General features: G+C 68.2%; 19 protein-coding genes. 6 read left to right on the top strand and 13 right to left on the bottom strand.

What is annotated here, in order from left to right; translation table 11 throughout:
* The first annotated feature begins 50 nt into the window (after positions 1 to 50).
* Positions 51 to 1,328, top strand: coding sequence for a phosphoribosylamine--glycine ligase (purD, locus tag ACERLL_RS04690; RefSeq protein ID WP_373654904.1), 1,278 nt, complete (start codon positions 51 to 53; stop codon positions 1,326 to 1,328).
* A gap of 11 nt (positions 1,329 to 1,339) precedes the next feature.
* The gene (tsaC, locus tag ACERLL_RS04695; protein WP_373654905.1) at positions 1,340 to 1,900 is read left to right on the top strand and encodes an L-threonylcarbamoyladenylate synthase type 1 TsaC; all 561 of its coding nucleotides are present in this window, start codon (positions 1,340 to 1,342) and stop codon (positions 1,898 to 1,900) included.
* A gap of 172 nt (positions 1,901 to 2,072) precedes the next feature.
* Here tsaC and yihA read toward each other — a convergent pair whose 3' ends face one another.
* Positions 2,073 to 2,678, bottom strand: coding sequence for a ribosome biogenesis GTP-binding protein YihA/YsxC (gene yihA / locus ACERLL_RS04700; protein WP_373654906.1), 606 nt, complete (start codon positions 2,676 to 2,678; stop codon positions 2,073 to 2,075).
* Between the two features lie 176 nt (positions 2,679 to 2,854).
* Between yihA and ACERLL_RS04705 the strand changes: the two genes are divergently transcribed.
* Positions 2,855 to 3,199 carry a c-type cytochrome gene (locus ACERLL_RS04705; protein ID WP_373654907.1) on the top strand — a complete coding sequence of 115 codons (345 nt, stop codon included), beginning with the start codon at positions 2,855 to 2,857 and terminating at the stop codon, positions 3,197 to 3,199.
* A gap of 121 nt (positions 3,200 to 3,320) precedes the next feature.
* A complete protein-coding gene (locus tag ACERLL_RS04710; RefSeq protein WP_373654908.1) occupies positions 3,321 to 4,022 on the top strand; it encodes a c-type cytochrome in 702 nt (233 codons plus the stop codon).
* A gap of 269 nt (positions 4,023 to 4,291) precedes the next feature.
* On the opposite strand, the gene ccmI is transcribed toward ACERLL_RS04710, so the two are convergent.
* The 10 genes from ccmI to hemL all read right to left on the bottom strand — a co-directional run bounded on the left by ccmI (position 4,292) and on the right by hemL (position 12,919).
* A complete protein-coding gene (gene ccmI, locus ACERLL_RS04715) occupies positions 4,292 to 5,536 on the bottom strand; it encodes a c-type cytochrome biogenesis protein CcmI (RefSeq protein WP_373654909.1) in 1,245 nt (414 codons plus the stop codon).
* Complete coding sequence (locus ACERLL_RS04720) at positions 5,533 to 6,021, bottom strand: cytochrome c-type biogenesis protein (protein ID WP_373654910.1); 489 nt, start codon at positions 6,019 to 6,021, stop codon at positions 5,533 to 5,535. Before ACERLL_RS04720 ends, ccmI begins: the two co-directional genes overlap by 4 nt.
* Positions 6,018 to 6,536: a DsbE family thiol:disulfide interchange protein gene (locus tag ACERLL_RS04725; RefSeq protein WP_373654911.1), complete on the bottom strand. Its 519-nt coding sequence runs from the start codon at positions 6,534 to 6,536 to the stop codon at positions 6,018 to 6,020. Before ACERLL_RS04725 ends, ACERLL_RS04720 begins: the two co-directional genes overlap by 4 nt.
* Before the next feature lie 60 nt (positions 6,537 to 6,596).
* Positions 6,597 to 8,597: a heme lyase CcmF/NrfE family subunit gene (locus ACERLL_RS04730; protein WP_373654912.1), complete on the bottom strand. Its 2,001-nt coding sequence runs from the start codon at positions 8,595 to 8,597 to the stop codon at positions 6,597 to 6,599.
* A gap of 9 nt (positions 8,598 to 8,606) precedes the next feature.
* Positions 8,607 to 9,062 (bottom strand): cytochrome c maturation protein CcmE, encoded by a 456-nt coding sequence (gene ccmE, locus ACERLL_RS04735; RefSeq protein WP_373654914.1) that lies wholly within the window; start codon positions 9,060 to 9,062, stop codon positions 8,607 to 8,609.
* Positions 9,059 to 9,229, bottom strand: a complete 171-nt coding sequence (ccmD, locus tag ACERLL_RS04740) for a heme exporter protein CcmD (protein ID WP_373654915.1) — start codon at positions 9,227 to 9,229, stop codon at positions 9,059 to 9,061. Before ccmD ends, ccmE begins: the two co-directional genes overlap by 4 nt.
* A 4-nt stretch (positions 9,230 to 9,233) precedes the next feature.
* Positions 9,234 to 9,977 carry a heme ABC transporter permease gene (locus ACERLL_RS04745; RefSeq protein ID WP_373654916.1) on the bottom strand — a complete coding sequence of 248 codons (744 nt, stop codon included), beginning with the start codon at positions 9,975 to 9,977 and terminating at the stop codon, positions 9,234 to 9,236.
* A 113-nt stretch (positions 9,978 to 10,090) separates the two neighbouring features.
* Positions 10,091 to 10,759, bottom strand: a complete 669-nt coding sequence (ccmB, locus tag ACERLL_RS04750; RefSeq protein ID WP_373654917.1) for a heme exporter protein CcmB — start codon at positions 10,757 to 10,759, stop codon at positions 10,091 to 10,093.
* Positions 10,760 to 10,762: 3 nt separating this feature from the next.
* Positions 10,763 to 11,542 carry a cytochrome c biogenesis heme-transporting ATPase CcmA gene (gene ccmA, locus ACERLL_RS04755; RefSeq protein WP_373654918.1) on the bottom strand — a complete coding sequence of 260 codons (780 nt, stop codon included), beginning with the start codon at positions 11,540 to 11,542 and terminating at the stop codon, positions 10,763 to 10,765.
* A 93-nt stretch (positions 11,543 to 11,635) separates the two neighbouring features.
* Positions 11,636 to 12,919 (bottom strand): glutamate-1-semialdehyde 2,1-aminomutase, encoded by a 1,284-nt coding sequence (hemL, locus tag ACERLL_RS04760; protein WP_373654919.1) that lies wholly within the window; start codon positions 12,917 to 12,919, stop codon positions 11,636 to 11,638.
* Positions 12,920 to 13,168: 249 nt separating this feature from the next.
* On the opposite strand from hemL, the gene ACERLL_RS04765 reads away from it, so the two are divergent.
* On the top strand, positions 13,169 to 13,588 hold the full coding sequence (locus ACERLL_RS04765) for an MAPEG family protein (protein WP_373654920.1): 420 nt from the start codon (positions 13,169 to 13,171) through the stop codon (positions 13,586 to 13,588).
* A 152-nt stretch (positions 13,589 to 13,740) separates the two neighbouring features.
* On the opposite strand, the gene thiE is transcribed toward ACERLL_RS04765, so the two are convergent.
* Positions 13,741 to 14,409, bottom strand: coding sequence for a thiamine phosphate synthase (thiE, locus tag ACERLL_RS04770; RefSeq protein WP_373654921.1), 669 nt, complete (start codon positions 14,407 to 14,409; stop codon positions 13,741 to 13,743).
* A 94-nt stretch (positions 14,410 to 14,503) separates the two neighbouring features.
* Here thiE and ACERLL_RS04775 point away from each other — a divergent pair, with 94 nt between their 5' ends.
* Positions 14,504 to 15,658 carry a glycosyltransferase gene (locus ACERLL_RS04775; protein ID WP_373654922.1) on the top strand — a complete coding sequence of 385 codons (1,155 nt, stop codon included), beginning with the start codon at positions 14,504 to 14,506 and terminating at the stop codon, positions 15,656 to 15,658.
* A gap of 89 nt (positions 15,659 to 15,747) precedes the next feature.
* Here ACERLL_RS04775 and ACERLL_RS04780 read toward each other — a convergent pair whose 3' ends face one another.
* Entirely contained in the window at positions 15,748 to 16,752 is a 1,005-nt protein-coding gene (locus tag ACERLL_RS04780; RefSeq protein ID WP_373654923.1) for a tetratricopeptide repeat protein, read from the bottom strand.
* Positions 16,753 to 16,788: the final 36 nt, after the last annotated feature.

The raw sequence follows: 16,788 nt of genomic DNA on the forward strand, positions 1-16,788 counted from the left end.
AGCACGCCCGGTCATTTCCCGGTGGGTATACCTCGGAAGGGAGCACAACCATGCGCATCCTGGTAGTCGGGGGCGGCGGGCGCGAGCACGCCCTGGCCTGGAAGCTGGCCCAGAGCCCGCGAGTGGGGCGCGTCGTCTGCGCCCCCGGTAATGCAGGAACCGCCACCGAAGCCAAGGTGGTCAACGCCCCAGTGGCGGATGACGATCTGGACGGCCTGCTGCGGCTGGCCCGGCGGGAGGAAGTGGACCTCGCCGTGATCGGTCCGGAGGTGCCGCTGGTGGCGGGCATCACGGATCGCTTCGAGGCGGAGGGGATTCGCTGTTTCGGCCCCGACGCCGCTGCGGCGCGGCTGGAGGGCTCCAAGGCCTTCGCCAAGGCCTTCATGGCCCGGCACGGTATTCCCACCGCGGCCCACGGCACCTTCACGAATGCCGCGAGCGCGGCGGCCTTCGTGGACCGCTTGAATCGCCCGGTGGCCGTCAAGGCGGACGGCCTGGCCGCCGGCAAGGGCGTGGTACTGGCCGACGAGCCCGCCGCGGCCAAGGCCGCCATCGAGGAGATCCTCGGTGGCCGCTTCGGCGCCGCCGGCGCCCGCGTGGTGGTGGAAGAGCGCCTGGGGGGGGAAGAGGCGTCCTTCCTGTGCCTGGTGGACGGCGAGCACATCCTGCCCCTGGCCAGTGCCCAGGACCACAAGACCCTGAACGAGGGGGATACCGGTCCGAATACCGGCGGCATGGGGGCCTACTCCCCGGCACCGGTGGTCACCGAGGGCGTGGCCCGGCGGGTCATGGAGGAGGTGATCCGCCCCACCGTCACCGGCATGGCCGCCGACGGCCATCCCTTCCGGGGCGTCCTGTACGCCGGCTTGATGATCGAGAACGGCCGGCCGCGGGTACTGGAGTACAACTGCCGGTTCGGCGACCCCGAATGCCAGCCGTTGATGGTGCGGCTGCGGAGCGACCTGGCGGAGCTCCTGGAAGCCGCCTGCGCGGGGCGCCTGGACCAGACGGAGGCGGAATGGGACCCCCGCCCGGCCTTAACGGTGGTACAGGTGGCCGGCGGCTACCCGGGTGCGTATGAGAAGGGCCATGCTATCCAGGGGCTGGACGCGGTTCCCGAAGGGCCGCAGTTAAAGGTATTCCACGCCGGTACCGCCCGGTCCGCGGGACGGACGGTTACCGCCGGGGGGCGGGTGCTGGGAGTCACCGCCCTCGGGAGTACGGTGGGCGAAGCCCGGGACCGCGCGCTGGCCGGTGCCGATGCGCTTACCTGGCCGGGATGCTACTACCGGCGGGACATCGGGCACCGCGCCCTGGCGCGCTCCTGAGCCCCGGTACCTTGTCGGGAAACGGTCGGCTGGACATCCGGGAGGCCGCCCGTGCGCTCACGGCGGGCGGCGTCCTGGCCTATCCCACCGAAAGCTGCTTCGGGCTGGGGTGTGATCCATGGAATCGGCAAGCGGTGGAGCGCATCCTGGCCGCCAAGGGCCGCGCGGAGGCCAAGGGGCTGATCCTCATCGGTGGCCTCTGGGAGCACCTGGCTCCCTTCATGGGCCGTCTCACGGTGCCCATGCGGCGCCGCATCGCGCGGCACTGGCCCGGCCCGGTCACCTTCCTGCTCCCGCCCGCCCCGGAAGCCCCGGCCTGGATCCGCGGAGCGCATCCCCGGATCGCCCTGCGCTGGACTGCCCATCCCCACGCCGCCCGTTTGTGCCGGGCCTACGGCGGCGCCCTGGTCTCCACCAGCGCCAACCGGGAAGGCGAACCGCCCGCCATAACCGCGGTCCAATGTGAAAAGATCTTCGGCGCGGAGCTCGATGGCTATATGCGCGGGAAGGTAGGCCCCCGGGCCCAGCCCTCGGCGATCATCGACGCGGTTACGGGCGTTCGAATCCGCTAGGAAAAATTTTTGCCGGCCCTGGAACTCACCCCGCAACCGGTTTTCTAAATCTATGAGACGGCCCAAAACCGTCTCCGGCCCTGCCCCGCCCGTCAGGGCCGGTTCCTGGTGCCGCCCCTTCCCCGGGGGCGGGTGGAGCCCCGGTTTTCCCCCTTTTCCGGGGCTCTTTTTTTTATCCTTTCGCCGTGAAATCCAGCCCCAGCCATTCGCCCAGCTTCTCGCGGGCCTCTTCGACCCCCGTGCCTTTCAGCGCCGAGAAGAGCTGAACGCTCACCTCCGGAAAGCGGCTGGCCAGATCGGCACGCAGGAACTCGAGGGTCCGCCGCGCCTCGTTCTTCTTGGCCTTGTCCGCCTTGGTGAGGAGCACGTGGAGCGGCAAGTCGAAGTAGTCCGCCCATTCCAGCAGCTGGCGATCGAAGTCCCGCATGGGCCGGCGAACGTCCATGATGAGCACCAGACCCGCCAGGCTTTCCCGGTCGTGCAGATAGCCCTCCAGAAGGCGCCCCCATTGCTCCTTCACCGCGGCGGGAACTTTGGCGTACCCATAACCGGGTAGGTCCACCACCCGCTGTTCGCCTTCCCCCAGACCGTAAAAGATGATCTGCTGCGTACGCCCCGGCGTGGAGCTGGTTCGGGCCAGCTTCTTGCGCTGCAGCAGGGCGTTCAGGGCGCTGGACTTTCCGACGTTGGAGCGGCCCGCGAAGGCCACCTCCCCTCCCTGGTCCGTTGGGAAATCCCGGGAATGGGCGGCGGCGACGAGGAATTGTGCAGTGGGCAAGTTAGAAGCCATGTATGGAAATTTGACCCATGTATAAGGGTGTTCTTATACTACAAAGTTGGCGTGGATCAGACAAAGACCTTGACGCGTTTTCATAGCATTCATGGAAGCAACGGATTTCTCATTCGATCGGCCGAAGGCCGGTCCCATTCTCCGATAGACCGGGAGGAAAGACCATGAAGAAAACCGTGATCGCCATTAGCGCCGGCTTGGCGCTGGGCCTCGGTGTGAGCAACGCGCAGGCCGCCGGCGGCAAGACGGCCGCTCAGGAGCTGGGCTGCACCGCCTGCCACGGCGCCACTACCAAGCTGGTCGGGCCCTCCTTCCAGGCCGTGGGCAAGCGGTATAACAGCGATAAGGGTAAGCTCCTGGAAGTCGTGAAGCACAACGTGAAGCAGGGTGGCTCCGGCAACTGGACCGACGTGACCGGCGGAACGCCCATGCCTCCGCAGCCCCAGGCCGCCGGCAAGACCAAGAAGCTGAAGGCGATTGCCGGTTGGATCGCCGACCTGGCCAAGTAAGTAGCAGGAAACGATCGGGGAATACGCTCCGACAAGGGGGAAGCCGGGATGGAATCCGCCGTCCTGGCTTCGCTTTTATGGCGCGCCCCCCGGCATCGTTCCACCAGTAAGGAGACGGTCAATGCGGACTCTGTTTTGGGCGGTCGTCATGGCGAGCGTCCTAGCGGTCACTCCCGCCCACGCTGCCGACGGGGGTCATTCGGGCGGCGAACCCAAGGGCGACGCCAAGGCCGGCAAGCAGCTGGTCACGAAGGGCAAGCCCGACAACCCCATGGTGATGCCCTGCCAGTCCTGTCACGGCACTGATGGTAAGGGCAATCCCCAGGCCAAATTCCCGCGCCTCGCCGGCCAGAATATGCAGTACATGGTGAAGCAGCTGAAGGATTTCGCCAGCGGGGATCGGACCAACTATCCCACTATGACCAACATCGCCAAGGGCATGTCCGAGCAGGAGATGTGGGATGCGGCCCGTTACTACAACCAGCAGAAGGTGGACGTAGAAGGCGCGGATGCTGAGAAGGCAATGATCAAGCTCGGAGAGCAAATCGCCGAGCGGGGCGTCCCGGAGCAGAACGTGCCCGCCTGCACCTCCTGCCACGGACCCAAGGGGCTGGGCGTTCCGCCCGTATTCCCGCAGATCGCCGGCCAGCACGCCAGCTACATTGAAAAGCAGCTGCAGGACTGGGAAGCCGGTAACCGCCAAAACGACCCGGCGAAGATGATGACGGATATCGCCCCGAAGCTTTCCGAGAAGCAGATGAAGGCCGTGGGCGCGTATTTCAGTCACGTGGATGCGCAGCAGGGCGGTAGCGCGAAGCACTAGACTCCGCCCCATCCAGATGCGCGAGGGACCCTCCGGGGTCCCTTTTTTTGTCCTGGAACCGAACGGAAAAAAGCGCCTTTTCCGGGTCGGGCAAAGCGCGCCCTGGTCCCCGAAGATTCTTCCGCCGACAAACCGGCGGCGTTGAGAAGGCCGCCCGGGTGGGCCAGGTGGGGCACCGTTCAGCCCCGGGCCTGGGGCTCCAATATCCGGGGGCCGAAAGAGGCGCTACACGGGACCGGAAGGAAAGGGGAAGGGCCGGTCGGGCGGGGTCACTCAACCCTGCGGTCGATGGTCACGGAGAGCTGCCGGCCGTCCTTGACTTTGAGCGGGTTGGTCATGCCTTCCAAATCCCCGGGCTGGGCGGTGGGCTGCCCGTTCTTGGAAACCCGGGCGCCTACCACAACACGGTCCATGGAGGAAAGCTTGCGCGAGGGCATCATGGCCTGGGAATCGTTCAGGGACACCTCCACGGGCAGGTCCTGCACCTGCTTGCGGACCACCGCCACGGGCATGGGTGGCCCCTGGGCGGCGCGGGCGAAGATGAAGACCGTGTCCCCAGGGTCGGCGGTCTCCTTAAGCTCGGCGGCCAGATCGACGCGGACCCGCATGGAAGGCCCCGCGGCCGCGGTCTGTTCGGGCCGATCGATGGTGACGGATTCCTGGCTGACGCCCTCCGCCTGGGCGATATAGCCCTTGAGCATGCCGATGGCATCGCTGTCCGGGGGCATCTGGGCTGCCAGCTTCCGCCAATGCTTGGCGGCGGCCTCGCCGTCGCCACGGGACATGGCGGCCGAGCCCGCGAGCCACAGGCCCAGGGAGTTGTCCGGATCCTTGGCAAGGGCCTTGTTCACCAGCGCGCTGGCCCGCTCCGTAATGCGGCGGCCGTTGGCGAGGGCGATGGCCTCCGCGTACTGGACCAGTAGCTGCGGCTCCTCGCCCAGCAGCTTACGGGCCTCGCCGTAGGCCTCCACGGCGTCGCCGAATTGCTCCTGGGCCCGGTAGGTCTGGCCCAGCAGCACCCAGGCCTCGGCGGTCTTGGGATGCTCGCTCAGGTGCGCCCGCAGCTGGGAGATGCGCTGCTCCGGGGCCATCCTGGAATACTTCTGGATCTCCGACTGGCTCAGCCGGGTGGCGGGAGACTCGCCAATCAGGCCGGGGCGCCCCACAGCGAAGTACAGGGTCACCGCGAGGACGGGGAGCAGGAGCATGAGTCCGGAGAGGGTCCGGCGGCCGGAGGCAGAGGCGGCGCCGGAGCGCTCCGCGCCGGCTTCCTCCCCGGGTACGTCCCGGACGATCTCGTTTTCCAGCTCCCTACGGCCCTGCTCGTACTCCTCCTCGGACAGGGTGCCGCGGTCGCGCTCGGCGGCCAGCTCGGCAAGCCGGTCACGGTACACCGAGAGGTTGGCCTCGGCATAGGAGGTGTCGCCCTCGCGGGTGCGGCCGAGCAGCGCCGGGGCGATAAACCAGACGGCCGCCAGGATCATGGCGGCGGTGATGATCCAGAACAGGGTCATTGTGCGGAATCCTTATCGGAGTCGGTGCCCAGGAGCTCGGCGGCGCGCGCCCGCTCCTCCGGCGATAGCTCGGCCGGTCCGGCGCGCGCCCGCCGGCGCGCCACCAGGAGCCAGATGCCCGCCCCCACGGCGAGCAGCGTGAAGGGACCGAACCACAGCAAATAGGTGCTCGGCTGCACGGGCGGCTGGTAGAGGACGAACTCCCCGTAGCGGTCCACCAGATACTCGATCACCGCCTCGTTGCTTTTTCCCTCCTCCACCACCTTCTGGTAGACCTCGTCCCGCAGGTCCTGCGCCAGATCGGCCTGGGAGCCGGCCAGGGATTCGTTCTGGCACACCAGGCACCGCAGGTCCTCGAGGAGGGACCAGTACCGCTCCTTCTGAGCGGTGCTGTCGAATTCCCGCAGGGACTCCGGCTCGGCGCCGGCCAAGCCGGCGGGAAGCAGGAGCAGGAAGGTGAGGAGCACGGGGATCCAGCGCTTCATGATTCGGCTCGCAGTTCACGCACCAGCGGCATGATCGTGTTCCGGAGCTCCTTCCGGGTCAGGGGGCCGATGTGCTTGTGGCGGATGATGCCCTTGCTGTCCACCACGAAGGTCTCCGGCACCCCGTAGACGCCGAGGTCGATGCCCACCTCGCCCGCCGGGTCGAACAGGCTGAGGTCGTACGGGTCGCCGCGCTCCCGCAGCCAGCGGCGGGCATCGGCCCGCTTGTCCTTGTAGTCGAAGCCGATGATGGCCAGATTGGGGTGATTGCGGCTGGCCTCCATGAGCACCGGATGCTCCTGGCGGCAGGCCACGCACCAGGAAGCCCAGACATTGAGCAGGTACACCTGGCCTTCGAGCCGCTCCGGGGTCACTGCGCCCGTGGGGCTGGATACCGTGGGCAGGGAGAACTGCGGCACCGGCTTGCCGATCAACGGCGACGGGACCTTCTCGGGATCTTGTGTCAGCCCCCAGCCGAGAAGCGCCACGAGACCGATAAAAATGAGTAAGGGCACCCAGACCCCTAACCCAACGCCTGTCGCAATTTTGGGGATCAAATTTTTGGAGCCCATCAGCTAGCCCTCCCCGGTTGCGGCGGCCAGGGATTCCCGCTCCGCCTTGGAGGCGGTCTCGCGCCGCCGCGCAACCCGATAGCGGCGGTCGGTGAGCGCCACCACGCCGCCCGCGGCCATGAACAGCGCCCCCAGCCATATCCAGCGAACGAAGGGCTTGTGGTAGAGGCGGACGCTCCAGGCGCCCCCGTCGCCCATGGGCTGGCCGAGGGAGGCGTAGATGTCGCGGGTGAGTCCGGGGTCGATGCCGGCTTCGGTCATGGGCTTGCTCCCGGAGAGGTAGCGGCGCTTCTCCGGGTGGAGCACGGCCTCGGCCTCGCCGTCTTGCATGACCACGATGGTGCCGAGCGCGGCCTCGTAGTTGGGGCCCTGGGTTCGCTCAACGCCCTGGAAGCGGAAGGTATAGCCGGCCATCTGCGTGGTCTCTCCCGGCTCCATGCGCAGCCGGGTCTCGGTGTTGTGGACGCTGGTGATGGTGATGCCCACCACCGTCACCGCAAGGCCCAGGTGCGCCAGGGCCATGCCGTAGGTACCCGCGGGCAGCCGACGCAGGCCCTCGAGGAGGCCGCGCTTATCGGAGAGCTGGGACCACACGGCCTGCACGCTAGTGGCGGTCACCCAGGCGGCCAGTACCAATCCCAGGGCGACCATGATGTAGTCCCCGGCGCGGGTGACCATGGCGGCGGCTCCCAAGCCCACCACCAGGCTGCCCACCAGCACATAGCGCAGCTGCTGCCAGAGGCGCGCCGCGCCGTCCCGCTTCCAGCGGCTCAGGTTGCCCACCCCGAGCAGCACCATCAGCACACTCATGATGGGCACGAAGACGGCGTTGAAGTAGGGCGGGCCCACGGACAGCTTGCCGGCCCCGAGGGCCTCGATCACCAGGGGATACAGGGTGCCGAGCAGGATGGTGGCCATGGCCACCACCAACAGGATGTTGTTGGCCAGCAGCAGGGTCTCGCGGGAGACCGTGGAGAAGCGGGTGCCGCTGTCCAGCGTCCCCGGCCCGCGCAGGGCGTACAGGAGCAGGGAGCCGCCCACCACCACCGTCAGGAAGCCCAGGATGTAGACGCCACGGGTGGGGTCGGTGGCGAAGGCGTGCACGGAGGTGAGCACGCCGGACCGCACCAGGAAGGTGCCGAGTAGGGATAGCGAGAAGGCGGTGATGGCCAGTAGCACCGTCCAGCTCTTGAACACCCCGCGCTTCTCGGTGACGGCGAGCGAGTGGATCAGGGCCGTGCCCACCAGCCAGGGCATGAAGGAGGCGTTCTCCACCGGGTCCCAGAACCACCAGCCGCCCCAGCCCAGCTCGTAATAGGCCCACCAGCTGCCGATGGCCACGCCCAGGGTGAGGAACACCCAGGCCACCCCCACCCAGGGTCGCGTCCAGCGCGCCCAGGCGGCGTCGAGACGGCCGCCGAGCAGGGCGGCGATGGCGAAGCCGAAGGCCACGGCCATGCCCACGTAGCCCACGTAGAGCACCGGCGGGTGGATAATCATGCCGATGTCCTGGAGCAGGGGATTGAGGTCGGCGCCGTCCGGCGGCACCGGGGTGAGCCGGGCGAAGGGGTTGGAGGTGAACAGCATGAACAGCAGAAAGCCGATGCTCACCAGCCCCATGATGCCCAGCACCCGGGCGCTGAAGTCCGTGGGGAGGGTGCGGCTGAAAGCGGCCACGGCCACGGTCCAAACCCCCAAAATGAAGGTCCAGAGCAGGATGGAGCCCTCATGCCCGCCCCAAATGGCGGTGAGCCGGTAATAGATGGGCAGGGCCTCGTTGGAGTTCTGCGCTACGAAGGCCACCGAAAAGTCGCTGACCGCGAAGCAGTACGCCAGGGCGGCGAAGGCGGCGGCGAGGAACCCGAATTGGGCGGCGGCCGCCGGCCGGGCCACGGCCATCCACTCCGGGACGCCGCGCGCGGCGCCCAACAGGGGGAACGCCGACTGCACGAGCGCCATGCAGAGGGCGAGAATGAGCGCGATATTGCCTAGTTCCGGGATCATAGAGGCTGCCTACTGCTCGGCCATGGAATGGGGAGGCTTGGCGCCGGCCTTCTTCAGGGCCTCGGCCGCCTCGGGCGGCATGTACTCTTCGTCGTGCTTGGCCAGCACCTGCTCGGCCTTGAACACCCCGTCGGCGGTGAGCTTGCCGTTGGCGACGATCCCCTGCCCCTCCCGGAACAGATCGGGAAGCACGCCCGAGTACTCGATGGGGACGTGGTGCGCGGTGTCGGTGATGACAAAGCGGACGTCGAGGCTATCCTCGCTGCGCTCCACGCTGCCATCCTTCACCAGGCCGCCGATGCGGAAGGTGCGGTTCTCCGGGGCCTGACCCCGGGCGATCTCCGTGGGGCTGTAGAAATACACCAGATTCTCGCGGAATGCGGTCAGGGCCAGCGCGGTGGCGGCGCTGACGCCGACCAATACCAGCACCACCAAGTACAAACGCTTCTTGCGGCGGGGGGTCATCCACTCCTCCTCACACGCCGGTTCTGGCGGGCGATCTGTCTGAGTGTCTGGCGCTCGCGCCAATGGGGAACGACGAGGTTGACCAACAGGATCACCAGGGCCAGGCCATAGGATGGCCACACGAAGGCGGCGTAGCCGCCCATGTAGAAGAACTCCTGTAGTGTCATCCCCTTAGTACTCCTTTTCGTCCGCCAGTTCCCTTACCCAGTTGCTTCCCGACTCGGATTCCAGGAGCTCGATCCGGACACGCTTCATGGCGATGGTGAAGAAATAGAGGGTGAAGGCCACCGCCATTGTCAGCAGCGGCAGCAGCATGTTCACGCTGATGGAGGGCGCGTCCAGCTTGGTCACCGTGGGGCCCTGATGCAGGGTGCTCCACCACTCCACGGAGTAGTGGATGATGGGGATGTTGACCACGCCCACCAGGGCCAGAACGGCCCCCGCGCGAGCGGCGGTGCGCCGGTCCTCGATGGCCGACTGCAGGGCGATGAAGCCCAGGTAGAGGAACAGCAGGATCAGCTCCGAGGTCAGGCGGGCGTCCCAGACCCAGTAGGTTCCCCACATGGGCTTGCCCCAGAGGGAGCCGGTCACCAGGGCCAGAAAGGTGAAGGAGGCGCCCAGGGGCGCGGAAGCGCGCATCATGGCCTCGGCCACCTTCATGCGCCATACCAGCACGATAATCCCGGATATGGCCATGACCATGTACACGAACATGGACATCCAGGCCGAGGGGACATGGATGAAGATGATCCGGTAGCTGTCACCCTGCTGATAATCGGGCGGCGCCACCACCAGCCCCCAATAGAGCCCCACCGCCAGCAGGACGGCGGTGATCCCCCCGAGCCACGGCGTGAGGCGCCGGGAAAAGCCATAGAAATATCTGGGAGAGCCGTACTTGTGGATCCACTTGAACATGTCTAGCCCGCCTTGGATGCCGAGGAGAGGCTGTTCGCGATCACAGGCAAACCTCTGAATCGGTGGCAGGTGGCTTCCCCGACCCGGGAGCGCCACCGCGAGTGGGGTTCGCGCTAGCCAACGCTGATACGCAGGGCAGCCGCCGTCGCCAGGGGGGCCAGGGTCAGGGCCAGGACCAGCAGGGCGGCGAGGAAATAGAGCTGGCCGGCCACCGGGAGCTGGGCGGCGGCGTTATCCACGGCCCCCGCGGCGAAGATCAGTACCGGTATATACAGCGGAATAACCAGCAAGGTCAAAAGGAGCCCGCCCCGCCGCAGCCCCACCGTCAGTGCCACGCCAATGGCGCCCACCATGGAGAGCACCGGGGTGCCCAGGGCCAGCGTGGCCAGCAGCACCGGCAGGGCCTGCATGGGGAGATGGAGGAAGAGGGCCAGCAGCGGGGAGATGAGAATCAGCGGCAGCCCGGTCACCAGCCAGTGGGCCAGCACCTTGGCCACTACCAGCAAAGCCGGCGGATGCGGCGAGAGCAGCATCTGCTCCAGGGAGCCGTCCTCGAAATCGGAGCGGAACATGCCGTCCATGGACAGCGTTGCCGCCAGCAGGGCCGCCACCCAGATGATGCCCGGCGCGACGCGCATGAGGATGTCCTTCTCCGGGCCCAGGGCGAGCGGGAACAGCGTCACCACCACGATGAAGAACATCAGGGGATTGGCCAGCTCGCTGCGGTGGCGCAGCGCCAGGGTCAGGTCCCGGACCAGGATCGCCGCGAACGCGCGCCCCATTCGTCAGCCTCCCTCCGCGACGCGTTCCGGGCCCAGGTGGATGCGCGACATGGCGGCGCTGCCCAGGTCCACCGGCTGGTGGGTGGTTATCAGGGCCATGCCGCCGTTCTCGCAGTGCTCGCGCAGCATGCGCTCCACGTAGGCTTTGCCCTTGCGGTCCAGGGCGTTGAAGGGCTCGTCCAGGATCCATAGCCGGGTGGGATGGACCAGCAGCCGGGCCAGGGCGACGCGGCGGGTCTGTCCAGCGGAGAGCTCCCGGACCGGCTTGTCCTCGAACCCCTCCAGACCGATCCGATGGAGGGCCTCGTCGGGGTCCATGGCGGGGCGGGCGGTGCCGAGGGCGCTGGCCACGCGCAGGTTCTCCAGCGGGGTGAGGTCGGCCTTCACCCCGTGGGCGTGTCCGATGTAGGTGAGCGCTTCCAGGAACTCCGGCCGGACCTCCTCCACGTCCGCGCCGTTCCAGCGCACGTTGCCCTCGGCCGGCAGCGCGAGGAGGCAGAGGATGCGCAGGAGGCTCGTCTTGCCGCTGCCGTTGGCGCCTTCCACCTGAATCAGCTCGCCCGGTCCCAGGCGCAGGTTGAAGCCCTCGAACAGCACCCGGTCGCGCCGCACGCAGGTCAGATCCACGGCCTCCAGGCGCGGGGTCGCCGCATCGCCGTGCGCATCGGTCGCATGTCCTTGTCCGGCGCTTAATGCCGGGGCCGCGGGCTGCCGATCCGTTTCGCTTGCCATGGGGATGCCGGGGTGGGTTGCCAGGGGTGCGACCGGGCGCAAGATTAGCATGGGGTGGTTCCCAGGGCCATAGACGCGCAGCGGCCCGGAAGGTTCCGGGCCGCTGGTTTGGCACGGGGCCTGCAAATGACCGGCGAAACCCGGTCAGGCCATGCCGGAGAGGACGTCCCGGGCCGCTTCCAGGGTGGCGTCCACGTCGGCCTCGGAGTGGGCCCGCGAGAGGAAGCCCGCCTCGAAGGGCGAGGGGGCCAGGTACACGCCCCGCTCCAGCATGCCGTGGAAGAACTGCGCGAAGCGGTTGGCGTCGGCGTCGGCCACGTCCTTGAAGGTGCGCACCGGACGGTCGGAGAAGAAGACGCCGAACATGGCGCCCACGTGGTTCTCCGTGAGGGGGACCCCCGCCTCCGTGCCGGCCTCCACGAGCCCCTGGGCGAGCCGCGCTGTGCGCTCCCCGAGGTCGGCGTGGAAGTGGGCGTTGTTCAGGGCCTTCAGCGTGGTCACGCCGGCGATCATGGCCACCGGGTTCCCGGAGAGGGTGCCGGCCTGGTAGACGGGGCCCTCGGGGGAGAGGTGGGCCATGATCTCCTTCTTGCCGCCGAAGGCGCCCACCGGCATGCCGCCGCCGATCACCTTGCCCAGGCAGGTGAGGTCGGGCGTGACGTGGTAGTACTCCTGGGCGCCGCCGGCGGCCACCCGGAATCCGGTCATCACCTCGTCGAAGATCAGAACCGCCCCGAAGCTGTCGCACAGTTCACGCAGGGTCTGCAGGAAGCCCGGCTCCGGCGGCACGCAGCCCATGTTGCCCGCCACCGGCTCCACGATCACCGCCGCAACCTCGCGGCCGATATCCTCGAACAGCGCGGTGGCGGCGTCCTCGTCGTTGTACGGCAGGGTATGGGTGTGCTGGGCCAAGTCCTTGGGTACGCCTGGGCTGGTGGGAACGCCAAGGGAAAGGGCGCCCGAGCCCGCCTTCACCAGCAAGCTATCCACGTGGCCGTGGTAGTTGCCCTCGAACTTCACCACCTTGTCGCGGTTGGTGTAGCCGCGGGCCAGCCGCAGGGCGCTCATGGTGGCCTCGGTGCCGGAGTTGCACATGCGCACCTTGTCCACGGAAGGCACCATCTCCGTGATGAGCCGGGCCATCTCGGTCTCCAGCTCGGTGGGCGTGCCGAAGCTAGTGCCCCGGGCCACCGTCTCCTGGATCGCCGTGACCACCTCGGGGGCGGCGTGGCCGAGTATGAGCGGTCCCCAGGAGCCCACGTAGTCGATGTACTCCTTGCCGTCGGCGTCCCAGATGCGGCTGCCCTCGCCCCGCTCCATGAACAGGGGCGTACCGCCCACCGGCTTGAAGGCCCGCACGGAGGAGTTCACTCCGCCGGGGATGTACTTCTGGGCTTCCGCAAAGAGCTGTTCGGACCGCGTCGCCATGGCACCACTCCAGGGGGCAGATGTTCCGGAAAACCGATCAAGCTAAAAGGTGCCCCGAGTACTGTCAATCTCCCGGAGAGATAAGTCACCGCATTGCCCAGACCGGGCTTCGGTGGACGGGCTATCGCGGCAGACCCTTTCCGTGCCATAGGCCGTCCACGCCGTGCTCTGGGCGTTTCGCCCCGGTTGGCCCATAATAGGCGCCTACCGAACGAACGTTCGTTCTATAAAAATGGAAAGGATATACCCATGACCATTCCCGTCTGGGTCCTGCTGGGTTATGCCGGCTGGACGCTGCTGATCCTGTTCGCCACCGTCGGTGTTTACCGTTGGAGCCGCATCCTCACGGGACGCGCCACCATCCGGGAGTGGAGCGCCGACGAGGAGCAGGGCAGCGGCTGGTATCGCCGCGCCATGCGCGCCCACATGAACTGCATCGAGAATCTCCCGGTCTATGCCGCCATCGTGGTGGCGATCATGGCCTCGGGCCTCAACAGCCCCTGGCTGGACGGTCTTGCCGTGGCGCTGCTGGCCTTCCGCATGGCCCACAGCCTCTGGCACATATTCCTGGAGCAGACCGAGGTGGTGGCCTCCATCCGTTTCGCCCTCTACTTCGCCCAGATCCTGATCCTGTTCGCCATGGGAATCTCGGTGGCGGTGAACGCCTGAGGGCTTCCCGAGGCGATGAATCGCCAAGGAGGCCAAGAAACGGATAACGGAAAGCCGGTAACCGGCAAGGGCAGCCCGGGTCGAGTCAACCTGGGTCTATTCAGGTTCCCCTTTTGCGCCGTTCTCGGTGCCCTCGGCGGTTTGCCGGTCTTTCACCAATGCAGCCGCAGCAGGTTGTTGAGCCGCCGGGTCGCCTCGCGGATATCCTCGGCATCCAGGATGCCGCTGATGCAGGCGGCGGCGTCGGCGCCGGCCAGTGCCAGCGGGGCGGCGTTATCCGGGGTGACGCCGCCGATCACCACGATGGGCAGGTCCAGCTCCGCCCGGGCCCGCTTAAGCAGCGAGAGCGGCGCCCGCACCGCGTCGGGCTTGGTGGGCGAGGGGTGGAAGGAGCCGAAGGCCACGTAGTCGGCCCCGGCCTTACGGGCATTGAAGGCGCGTCCGAGGTCGTTGTAACAGGAGGCGCCGATGATGACCTGGTCGCCCAGGAGGCGCCGCGCCTCGGCGATGGAGGCGTCGTCGCCGCCCAGATGGACGCCGTTGGCACCGGCGTCCCGGGCCAGCTCGGGATCGTCGTTGACGATGAACAGGGCATCGTATTCGCGGCAGAGGGTGGCCAGATCGCGGGCCTCCTGGAGCCGGCGGCCCCGGTCTTCGCCCTTGTCGCGGTACTGCACCAGGCGGGCACCCCCCTCCAGGGCCTCGCGGGTGGCCGCCAGGAGGCGGTCGGCCGGCAGGTGGTCCCGGTCCGCGATCAGATAGGCGCCGCGGATGGGCGAGAGACGGTGGTCGATGGTGACGGAAACGGCTTCCCCGGGCATGGCCTGGATGCTCCCCTGGATAAAAGCGGATTTTCCCCCGATGTTGGGGTAAGGGAGCGAAAGTTCAAGCCATCCTTGCAGAAGGGGGAGTGCCGTGGAATGGCTGGTCTGGCTGCTGTCCGCGAGCGGGGCGGCCGTCTGGGGGACGGTGCTGCTGCATCCGGCGCGCCCCTGGGGGGTCCGGGAGCGCCTGGAGGCCCCGAACGACCCCGAATCCGCGGAGCTCGGCGATGTGACCGCCGTCATCCCCGCCCGCGACGAAGCCGCCTGCATCGGTCGGACCCTCCGCGCCCTGGAGCGTCAGGGGACCGGGCTGCGCATCCTGGTGGTGGACGACGGTTCCAGGGACGGCACGGCCCGGGCGGCCCGGCAGGCCGCTTCGGGCAATGTCGAGGTGGTCCCGGCCGGCCCCCTGCCGGCGGGCTGGCAGGGCAAGCTGTGGGCGCTGGAGCAGGGCGTCCGCCGGGCGGGAACGCCCTACCTGCTCTTCCTGGACGCCGACATCGAGCTGGCCCCGGGCCTGCTGCCCGCCTTGCGGACCAAGCTCCGCGTCGAGCACCGGTGCCTGGTCTCCCTTATGGCCACGCTGCGCATGGAGAACGGCTGGGAGCGGCTCCTGCTGCCGGCCTTCGTCTTCTTCTTCAAGCTCCTCTACCCCTTCGCCCTGGTGAACCGGCGGCGCAGCCGGATGGCGGGCGCGGCCGGGGGGTGCATGCTCCTGGATGCCGAGGCCCTTGGCAAAAGCGGCGGTCTGGAGGCGATCCGGAATGTGGTCATCGACGACTGCACCCTGGCCCGGCATGTCCAGGAGGGAGGCGGTACCCTGTGGCTGGGGCTCAGCCGCTCGGTGCGCAGCCGACGGAGCTACCGCCGCCTGGCGGATATCCGGGATATGGTGGCCCGCACCGCCTTCAGTCAGCTGCGGTATTCCGCGGCGCTGCTGGTGGTTGCGTCGCTGGTCCTGGTGGCGGTCTGCTGGGGGCCGCTGCTCGGCCTGGCGGCCGGTAGCGGGCCGGGCGGGCGGCTTCTCGGCGTTTTGGGACTGCTGGCCATGGTCGGTACCTATTTCCCCACCCTGCGCTTCTACGGATTCCGCGGCCTCCGGGCACTCACCCTGCCGCTGGCGGGCACCCTGTTCCTGACCACGACCTGGGCGTCCGCGTGGCGCTACTGGCGCGGTATCCGCACCCGCTGGAAGGGCCGGACCTACGGTCGGGAGGCCGTGGGGAAAAGCGAGTCGGGGGAGTGAGCCGGTGCCGGGCGCCCCCCGGCCGCGACATGCGCCAGTTTTTCCGGGCCCGAAAGGGGAGTGGGGTCTCGGTTCCCGGGTCCGCCGGTCTACAGCAGCGAGGCCTCCACGGCATCATGCGCCGCCCCGGCCCGGGGATGGTTGGGCGCCACCTCCAGGGATCGCTGGAAGGCCCGCAGGGCGGCATGCAGCCGGCCCTGCGCCTGCCGGACCTTGCCGAGCAGGTAATGGGCCTCGCCCAGGGTGGGCTGCTCGGGCAGTGGTCCGCGTTCGATGTAAATCCGCAGGTGATCCGCCGCTTCCTCCAGCCGGGTCCCCGAGGCCAAGGCGGTGCGGGCGAAGCCTACCCGGGCCGCGGGGTCCGGCTCCTTTCGCGCCAGGCGCTCCGCGTAGAGGGCGAAGGCCCGCTCGTAGTGGCCGAGCTGCCTATGGAGTCCGGCCAGCCAGCGGTGCGGTCGGTGATGTTCGGGGGCCAGCTCGGCGGCGTGGCGGTAGGTGGCCAGCGCCTTGTCGAAGGCCTCTTCCTGCTCCTGGGCCAGGCCCCGGGCGCGCAAGCCCGCCACCGGGCTCTGCCGGAAGAGGACCCCGGTATGGCGCTCGGCGGCCTCCCGGGAGCCGCCCAGGAACCCCGGCGCCTGGAGGTCGTACATGACCAGCGCCACCCGCGCGTGCAGATGCTCCGGCTCAAGCTCCACGGCGCGCTGGAAGTGCTCCTGCGTTTTCCCGGCGTAGTAGGCGCGCTTGAAGATGTTGGCTCGTTCGGCGAGCTTTCCGTAGGCGCGTCCCAGCCAGTAGTGGAAATCGGCGTTGTCGGGGGCGCTCGCCACCGCCTTGCGCAGATGCTCGGCTGCCGGATAGGGCTCGAAGCGGCGCAGGGCGATGCGCCCGAGGTAGAACTGGCTGCGGCCGGAATCGGCATGGGCCCGGAAGCCGGCTCGGGCCTCCCGGAAGCGGCCCCGTTCGAAATCCGCGATCGCCTCCGGGAGGGAGCCGGCCTCTGCCTCTTGCGGTTCCGCGAGGGCGGGCGTGCCAAGTAATGGAATCAGGAGCAGGCAAGCGACGGCGCCGGAGCGGGCTTTCGGAAGATGCGGCATGGGTAGGTGCGGCCTCGGCTTGCACGGAACGGGTGG

Origin of the sequence: Thiohalorhabdus sp. Cl-TMA (assembly GCF_041821045.1) — a bacterium.
GTDB classification, from domain to species: Bacteria; Pseudomonadota; Gammaproteobacteria; order Thiohalorhabdales; family Thiohalorhabdaceae; genus Thiohalorhabdus; species Thiohalorhabdus methylotropha.

Bases quoted from the DNA above. Each gene is read 5' to 3' on its own strand.
- ccmE (WP_373654914.1), bottom strand. From the start codon at position 9,062: ATGACCCCCCGCCGCAAGAAGCGTTTGTACTTGGTGGTGCTGGTATTG.
- thiE (WP_373654921.1), bottom strand. From the start codon at position 14,409: ATGCCCGGGGAAGCCGTTTCCGTCACCATCGACCACCGTCTCTCGCCC.
- ccmI (WP_373654909.1), bottom strand. From the start codon at position 5,536: ATGACCCTGTTCTGGATCATCACCGCCGCCATGATCCTGGCGGCCGTC.
- ccmD (WP_373654915.1), bottom strand. From the start codon at position 9,229: ATGACACTACAGGAGTTCTTCTACATGGGCGGCTACGCCGCCTTCGTG.
- ACERLL_RS04765 (WP_373654920.1), top strand. From the start codon at position 13,169: ATGACCATTCCCGTCTGGGTCCTGCTGGGTTATGCCGGCTGGACGCTG.
- ACERLL_RS04705 (WP_373654907.1), top strand. From the start codon at position 2,855: ATGAAGAAAACCGTGATCGCCATTAGCGCCGGCTTGGCGCTGGGCCTC.
- hemL (WP_373654919.1), bottom strand. From the start codon at position 12,919: ATGGCGACGCGGTCCGAACAGCTCTTTGCGGAAGCCCAGAAGTACATC.
- ACERLL_RS04780 (WP_373654923.1), bottom strand. From the start codon at position 16,752: ATGCCGCATCTTCCGAAAGCCCGCTCCGGCGCCGTCGCTTGCCTGCTC.
- ACERLL_RS04710 (WP_373654908.1), top strand. From the start codon at position 3,321: ATGCGGACTCTGTTTTGGGCGGTCGTCATGGCGAGCGTCCTAGCGGTC.
- ccmB (WP_373654917.1), bottom strand. From the start codon at position 10,759: ATGGGGCGCGCGTTCGCGGCGATCCTGGTCCGGGACCTGACCCTGGCG.
- ACERLL_RS04730 (WP_373654912.1), bottom strand. From the start codon at position 8,597: ATGATCCCGGAACTAGGCAATATCGCGCTCATTCTCGCCCTCTGCATG.
- ccmA (WP_373654918.1), bottom strand. From the start codon at position 11,542: ATGCTAATCTTGCGCCCGGTCGCACCCCTGGCAACCCACCCCGGCATC.
- ACERLL_RS04720 (WP_373654910.1), bottom strand. From the start codon at position 6,021: ATGAAGCGCTGGATCCCCGTGCTCCTCACCTTCCTGCTCCTGCTTCCC.
- purD (WP_373654904.1), top strand. From the start codon at position 51: ATGCGCATCCTGGTAGTCGGGGGCGGCGGGCGCGAGCACGCCCTGGCC.
- ACERLL_RS04745 (WP_373654916.1), bottom strand. From the start codon at position 9,977: ATGTTCAAGTGGATCCACAAGTACGGCTCTCCCAGATATTTCTATGGC.